The organism is Clostridium sp. (assembly GCF_021443865.1).
Lineage (GTDB): Bacteria > Bacillota > Clostridia > Clostridiales > Clostridiaceae > Clostridium.
Map to the genome: position 1 here is coordinate 1 of NZ_JABUTB010000112.1, position 5,683 is coordinate 5,683.

General features: G+C 30.1%; 14 protein-coding genes. All 14 read right to left on the reverse strand.

Going from position 1 to position 5,683, the window contains the following annotated elements; all coding sequences use genetic code 11:
• Positions 1 to 11: 11 nt before the first annotated feature.
• Complete coding sequence (locus HUJ77_RS14035) at positions 12 to 263, reverse strand: hypothetical protein (RefSeq protein ID WP_291709652.1); 252 nt, start codon at positions 261 to 263, stop codon at positions 12 to 14.
• Between the two features lie 26 nt (positions 264 to 289).
• The gene (locus HUJ77_RS14040) at positions 290 to 520 is read right to left on the reverse strand and encodes a hypothetical protein (RefSeq protein WP_291709654.1); all 231 of its coding nucleotides are present in this window, start codon (positions 518 to 520) and stop codon (positions 290 to 292) included.
• An 86-nt stretch (positions 521 to 606) separates the two neighbouring features.
• Positions 607 to 1,038 carry a hypothetical protein gene (locus tag HUJ77_RS14045; protein ID WP_291709656.1) on the reverse strand — a complete coding sequence of 144 codons (432 nt, stop codon included), beginning with the start codon at positions 1,036 to 1,038 and terminating at the stop codon, positions 607 to 609.
• A gap of 180 nt (positions 1,039 to 1,218) precedes the next feature.
• Complete coding sequence (locus tag HUJ77_RS14050; RefSeq protein ID WP_291709658.1) at positions 1,219 to 1,620, reverse strand: single-stranded DNA-binding protein; 402 nt, start codon at positions 1,618 to 1,620, stop codon at positions 1,219 to 1,221.
• On the reverse strand, positions 1,613 to 2,119 hold the full coding sequence (locus HUJ77_RS14055; RefSeq protein ID WP_291709660.1) for an HNH endonuclease: 507 nt from the start codon (positions 2,117 to 2,119) through the stop codon (positions 1,613 to 1,615). Before HUJ77_RS14055 ends, HUJ77_RS14050 begins: the two co-directional genes overlap by 8 nt.
• A 126-nt stretch (positions 2,120 to 2,245) precedes the next feature.
• On the reverse strand, positions 2,246 to 2,560 hold the full coding sequence (locus tag HUJ77_RS14060) for a hypothetical protein (protein WP_291709663.1): 315 nt from the start codon (positions 2,558 to 2,560) through the stop codon (positions 2,246 to 2,248).
• On the reverse strand, positions 2,557 to 2,877 hold the full coding sequence (locus HUJ77_RS14065; RefSeq protein WP_291709664.1) for a hypothetical protein: 321 nt from the start codon (positions 2,875 to 2,877) through the stop codon (positions 2,557 to 2,559). The genes HUJ77_RS14060 and HUJ77_RS14065 overlap by 4 nt, the downstream gene beginning before the upstream one ends.
• The gene (locus HUJ77_RS14070; protein ID WP_291709665.1) at positions 2,874 to 3,095 is read right to left on the reverse strand and encodes a hypothetical protein; all 222 of its coding nucleotides are present in this window, start codon (positions 3,093 to 3,095) and stop codon (positions 2,874 to 2,876) included. The genes HUJ77_RS14065 and HUJ77_RS14070 overlap by 4 nt, the downstream gene beginning before the upstream one ends.
• The gene (locus HUJ77_RS14075) at positions 3,079 to 3,270 is read right to left on the reverse strand and encodes an HNH endonuclease (protein ID WP_291709667.1); all 192 of its coding nucleotides are present in this window, start codon (positions 3,268 to 3,270) and stop codon (positions 3,079 to 3,081) included. The genes HUJ77_RS14070 and HUJ77_RS14075 overlap by 17 nt, the downstream gene beginning before the upstream one ends.
• A 417-nt stretch (positions 3,271 to 3,687) precedes the next feature.
• Complete coding sequence (locus HUJ77_RS14080; protein ID WP_291709668.1) at positions 3,688 to 4,032, reverse strand: hypothetical protein; 345 nt, start codon at positions 4,030 to 4,032, stop codon at positions 3,688 to 3,690.
• Positions 4,029 to 4,424, reverse strand: a complete 396-nt coding sequence (locus tag HUJ77_RS14085; RefSeq protein WP_291709670.1) for a hypothetical protein — start codon at positions 4,422 to 4,424, stop codon at positions 4,029 to 4,031. The genes HUJ77_RS14080 and HUJ77_RS14085 overlap by 4 nt, the downstream gene beginning before the upstream one ends.
• Complete coding sequence (locus tag HUJ77_RS14090; protein WP_291709672.1) at positions 4,417 to 4,761, reverse strand: hypothetical protein; 345 nt, start codon at positions 4,759 to 4,761, stop codon at positions 4,417 to 4,419. The genes HUJ77_RS14085 and HUJ77_RS14090 overlap by 8 nt, the downstream gene beginning before the upstream one ends.
• Positions 4,761 to 5,477 (reverse strand): ATP-binding protein, encoded by a 717-nt coding sequence (locus HUJ77_RS14095; protein WP_291709674.1) that lies wholly within the window; start codon positions 5,475 to 5,477, stop codon positions 4,761 to 4,763. The genes HUJ77_RS14090 and HUJ77_RS14095 overlap by 1 nt, the downstream gene beginning before the upstream one ends.
• The coding region (locus tag HUJ77_RS14100; RefSeq protein ID WP_291709676.1) for a DnaD domain protein at positions 5,470 to 5,683 on the reverse strand (214 nt) is incomplete at its 5' end. The genes HUJ77_RS14095 and HUJ77_RS14100, both read right to left, overlap by 8 nt.

A 5,683-nucleotide genomic window follows, 5' to 3' on the forward strand; every position in this document is an offset into this window, starting at 1 on the left:
ATAGAAACAAATTATCTATAAAACCCTACTACAGTTAATCTATTGCTTAGTGCTAAGTAATTCATTATTCCATTATTATTTATTAATTTAACATGTAATTTTTCTTGATTTCCTATGAATAAATTCATTATTACATATTTGCATTTATTATCTTTATCAAAAATAACTTCTGCTCCTGGGATAATCCCTTTACTAATAGCTATTTTCATTTGTTTTATAATAGATTCTTTGACACTTTCTTCTATTAAACTTAATTGCTCCATATTTCCCCCTCATTATAATTTAATAATTAAATCTCTAACTCTTCTTTAAGCTCTTTTATAACTTCTACAGTATTAAAATACCTTTGCTCTATTAAGTTAGGATTTTCTAATATTAATTGCCTTATATCTTCTTTAAACTTCCTTGTAGCTTCTAATTTTATATTTATATCTTCTTCAAACTTATCTTTGTTTGAAAAGTATTTACTATCTACTGCTCCATTTTTAGCTAATTTCCCTTGCCTGGAATACTTGCTCATTATTTTACATCTCCTTTAGTAGCTTTATATACAAATAACCAAATTAGAAATGCTCCTATTAACCATCTAACCAATATTCTCATAAATTAATCTTTTAACCTTCCTTCCAATCTCTCAATCTTTTTATTTCTCCAGGTCCTTATCTTATCTTTATTGAATATTGTTTCTAGCTGCTCTATCATTATTTTTACATCTGCTATTTCTTCCTCAATGTTATGCTCTTCCCCACGCTTATACTTACATATAGCTTGTATTAATTCTCCTAGTTCTTCTATAGCTACTGTCATTTGAATATCTATTCCATTCTTCTTAAGTGCTTTTTCTATAACATCTTCTCTATATGGTTTTAATGATGGTTTTCTTTTGGTATTTCTATTATCTAAATCTGATTTTACTTCTATCCATAAATTGATTAATTCTTGTTGATCCAAATTAAACTCTCTTTTTAATTTTCTTATTCCTTCTGTTTTTACTACACCTTTAGTTATATATTCTCTTATCCTTTCTCTAACTTCCATTACATCACCCTAACTTCTTACAATATTCTTTTAATGGTCCATAATAAACTCCATCAACTTTTATAATAAAATTATTTTCATGTTCAAATAGGTATCTGTGTACAGAGCCACATAAGAAACTATTATGTAACTCTGTATCATCTTCCTTAAAAATAATAAGCTTAAATTCTATCTGCTCCATTAGAAAGGCATATCAGAAGTATCTTCTGGTGTCATATCATCATAAAAGCTATCTTGACTACTACCTTGTTGTGTAGCTTGGTTATTGTTGCCTTGTCCACTTCCTATAAATTCAAATGAATCCACAACTATATCTGTTGTATATCTCTTAGTTCCATCTTTGGCATCATAACTACCTGTTCTTATGCTTCCTGTTACTGCTAATTGTCTACCTTTAGTTATATACTGTGCTATTGTTTCTCCTGTCTTACCAAATGATATACAATTGATAAAATCAGTTTCATCCTTTTTGAAAGGTCTTGTTACTGCTAATCCAAACTTACATACTGCAGTACCTGTATTGGCTGCAAAGTTTAAATTAGGATCTGCAGTAAGTCTGCCTATAAGTACCACTTTATTCATATCTTTTTATCCTCGCTTCTCTTATTTTATTTCTTGTTTCTTGGCTTCTTTTTAACCCTTTATGATGTAATATAGTATGTTCTGTATTACTCATAACTTCTAAATTCTCTATCCTATTGTCAGTTTTTATATGATTTTTATGGTGTACTATTTCCTTAGGAGTTAATATCCTTCCTAAGTGTTCACACATTACATATCTATGTTCCAGAACATATCCGTTTTTATCTGCTAAAGGATGGCCTTTTTTCAATATCAAAACATGGCCTTTTTTATTTAATTTTCTTCCACCTTTCCATGAAGTAGACTTTTCTCCTTCTCTAACTTTCCCTCTTATCAAAGAATTAACTTCATTATCTTTTTTAAGTTTTAATCTTGAAGCTTTATGTTGTATAGATCCTGTGCTTCTTTTAAATATTTTAGATAAATCTTCATTGCTCAAATAAGGATACATCCGTTTTAACTTTTCGATTTCTTCTTTAGTCCAATTTACTTCAAGCAACCATATGCCCCCTTCCGATAAGTATTACCTTATTCATTAACTTCTTCCTCCTCTATATTTATAAATTCAATTGCATTATCCTCTGTAAAATCTATTTCATATGATGTTTCCATTAATTAATCCTCCTTAATTTTCATAGTGAATATTTATATATCTATCCAGTTCCTTATATCTTTCTTTATAATTTTTATTCTCTTTTATGAACTTATCTATATCGTTTATTTCTCGCTCTATTTGATTAAGCTTGTCAATTATGATACTTATATCATCATTACTCCTTATAACCTGTTGAGGTATGAATTTGAGCGTTTCAGCTAACTGTGTACAATAAGCTATTGACTTATATATGTCATTACCTTCTTTATCCTTGCCTACATATTTTTTAACCTTATACTGTCTTTCATCTGTTTCTATGAAGTAATCTCCTAGTTTAAGCTTCATTGCCTGTTTCCCTCCTTATATAATTTCATCCATTCATCTAATGTCATAGTTACTAGCCATTCACTTCTATCTTTTCTATGGAATACCGCTCCTAACTCATTTTCTTTCTTATCTGCCTTAGCTTGACATATAGCATCATAGATATTAAGTTTTTCTACTCTCTTACACTCTATATGAATACCAGGTAATCCAACCACATCTGCATCACCATTTGCACCACAATACTGTTGTCCTCTCCTTGTTTCATATCCGTATTCTTTTAGCTTGGAAGATAATTCTCTTTCCCCTCTAGCTCCTTTTTGCTTACTATTAGTCACTTAATCACTTCCTTATCTACCTTTATCCATTCCCTTCCGTTCCATAGCTGCATATCTACCCAACCTTCTGCTAGTAAGTCAGTTTTCTTAAAGCTCTCTCTATAATTCTTAAACTGTACTACTATAAAGCTATTTGTTATTACTGCTATTCTTCCAGCCTTTACTCTTTTAACTCTTTCTTCCATACGAGTAATTTTTACTTTATCTCCTACCTTCACTTTTCTTTCTCCTTTCCCCTATTCTTTCATACACTTTTGCTATGTTTAGACCAACTTTTGTAAGTTCTATGCTATCCTTTCTTAATTTCCTTTTATTCATAATTAGTAGTTGATTCCTGGTTACTAGTATCAGGTTCTCTATATTCAAATTAAGCTTATTCCCATCTGCAAACATAATGCACACCCTTTAGGCAATAATCCATTTTCTTTTTCCCAAATTACTAAGTGCTTTAATCTCCACAAATTAGGATCATTTATCTTTATTTCTATATATCCATCTTTAGTTATTCTCTCGCTTCCTACAGGTCTATAATTAGATTTACTCCCATTCTCCTTTTCACTCCGACATTAATGTCGTAATCATTTAGCTGCATTACACCTATATCCACACACTACTTTACAATTCATACAACACTTTTTATCACAATCCTCATTGTCGCATCCTTGCATTACTCTTACTGCCCAATAATGAGTACATGAATATTTTTCATTGAATACACATTTTTCTCTATCAAATCCCTGGTCTAAAAAATTATGTTGACCTTTATTATTTTTAACAATAATCACCACCAACTATATTACATTCGATATATTAACTATTTTTCAACTCTACTCTTAACCAAGTTAATTTACTTCTTAATACTTCTATATCTAGCCTTAAATTCTCTATAGCACTTATACAAGTATAATAATCACTTTCTGCTATATCTCTTTTAAGTCTTAATTCTGCTACCTTTTCATTCCCTCTAACTAAATCATTAATTATAGTGGTTGGTACTTTCTCTAATCTAAGTTTTAATATTTCTTTTCTTACTTCAACTCTATAATTTCTTTCTGCTTCTGCTTTAACTATAGATAGAGTTTTTAAATTGGTATTTCCTTTTTGTAATGCTTGTCTAGTCATTTCCATTTGCTCTATAATTTGTTGTGGATTCATTCTGCACCTTCTTCTATAACTAATTTTCCACCCATACAAACTCTTATTACATCTTCCCTAACATATAAACCATTCTGTAAACTTAATGTCTTTAAAAGCCTATTTAGTGCCTTGTCGCTTATCTGTAATACCTTGTTTATTTCTTCTTTAGTTAAAAATTGCTTGTCCAAAAGTATTTCTAGCTTATTTTGAAACTCTAACTTATATTTTTTATTAGCTGCTGATCCTTTGCTTCCATGAGGTCCAAATGTTCCTTTATGATGTTCTATACATAGATTTACTAGATTTAATTTACAATGTTCTAATGCCTTTGCCTCACTTCTAAATACTATATGGTGAGTTTCTGCATAAAGTTTTCCACATTCAGAACAATACTTAATTTCTCTAGTCATTTATATACCACTTACCCCTTATAGCTGCTCTTGATATTGGTGCTTCATCATCACTTCCATATATAGCAATCCAATCCCTTTTATAGCACCTTTTTCCATCTATTACACTCTCTATTTCTTTACCTTCTTCATATGCTTTAAATGCTTCTTCAAAGGTGTATTCTTTTCTTTGTAGTTTAAATTTTTCTTTATTTCCAAAACTTATTCCACACATACCAGGTTTTACATCAAATCTAATATCTATATTAATACCTTTCTCAATTCTAAAATTTTTATATTCCCAAACTTCACCCTCTTTTATATTTGCTATAACTTCTCTAAATGTTAATTCCTTCATTATTTATCCTCCTTCATAAACTTTCTTAATCTATAATTACAATCTCCCTTAAATGTAAGGCTATATCTCTTTCCTGTAGTTTCTAATATCCTTCCTCCTAATGCTTCATCTAACTCCAGGAGCATATTAGGAGTACATTCAGAGCTTATTATCGTTGGTAGATAGTTTAAATATCTATAATTAAGAATTGGATATATATGCTTCATATCTGTTTCACTTAACTCTGCTGCTATTCTTCCTTTTTTAACTTTATCCTTGAATAGATCATCTATTATTAATACCTTGGCCCTCTTATATCTATTTATTAATTTTTCATAGTCCTCTTGATACATAGCTAGTGCCTTTAGTTCTTTTATAACTTCTAAATAAGGCATATATACTACACTTATTTGCTTTTCTAATAATGCCTTTCCTATAGCTAGAACTATATGTGTTTTGCCAGCTCCTGGTTGTCCTAATAATGCAAATCCATTCTCCCTGGCACCTTGTATTTCATCAAAGTTTCTAATATAATCTGCTGCTTTATCTTTAGCCTTCTTAGTTAAATCATTATACGGTTCATATTCTCTAAGGAGTTTAATGTCTTTTATCTTTACACCGAAGTTTTCCCATAACCTACTTAAGTATTCTTCTGTATAGCAGGAGCACCTGGTATATGCTCCTTCTTTTTCTATCCAGCTAGTGTCTTTACATTTAGGACACTTATAATTATTCAAACTCGTACTTACTCCATTTGTTTTCACCTGGTTTAATATCCTGTCTAGTGCTTCCATGCTCCACCTCCTTATAGCCTTCCGTTTTCCAATTTTCTAAGATACCCTTGAAGTAAGAATAATTTCTCTTACTTCTTTTGTTCCCTATCTCCATAGCCTTAATAACCCATTCAATAGAATAGAGTTCTACATCTGCTAATAATTTATCT

Coding starts and splice junctions, on each gene's coding strand:
- HUJ77_RS14035 (WP_291709652.1), bottom strand. CDS start 263: ATGGAGCAATTAAGTTTAATAGAAGAAAGTGTCAAAGAATCTATTATA.
- HUJ77_RS14040 (WP_291709654.1), bottom strand. CDS start 520: ATGAGCAAGTATTCCAGGCAAGGGAAATTAGCTAAAAATGGAGCAGTA.
- HUJ77_RS14045 (WP_291709656.1), bottom strand. CDS start 1,038: ATGGAAGTTAGAGAAAGGATAAGAGAATATATAACTAAAGGTGTAGTA.
- HUJ77_RS14050 (WP_291709658.1), bottom strand. CDS start 1,620: ATGAATAAAGTGGTACTTATAGGCAGACTTACTGCAGATCCTAATTTA.
- HUJ77_RS14060 (WP_291709663.1), bottom strand. CDS start 2,560: ATGAAGCTTAAACTAGGAGATTACTTCATAGAAACAGATGAAAGACAG.
- HUJ77_RS14075 (WP_291709667.1), bottom strand. CDS start 3,270: ATGTTTGCAGATGGGAATAAGCTTAATTTGAATATAGAGAACCTGATA.
- HUJ77_RS14080 (WP_291709668.1), bottom strand. CDS start 4,032: ATGAATCCACAACAAATTATAGAGCAAATGGAAATGACTAGACAAGCA.
- HUJ77_RS14085 (WP_291709670.1), bottom strand. CDS start 4,424: ATGACTAGAGAAATTAAGTATTGTTCTGAATGTGGAAAACTTTATGCA.
- HUJ77_RS14090 (WP_291709672.1), bottom strand. CDS start 4,761: ATGAAGGAATTAACATTTAGAGAAGTTATAGCAAATATAAAAGAGGGT.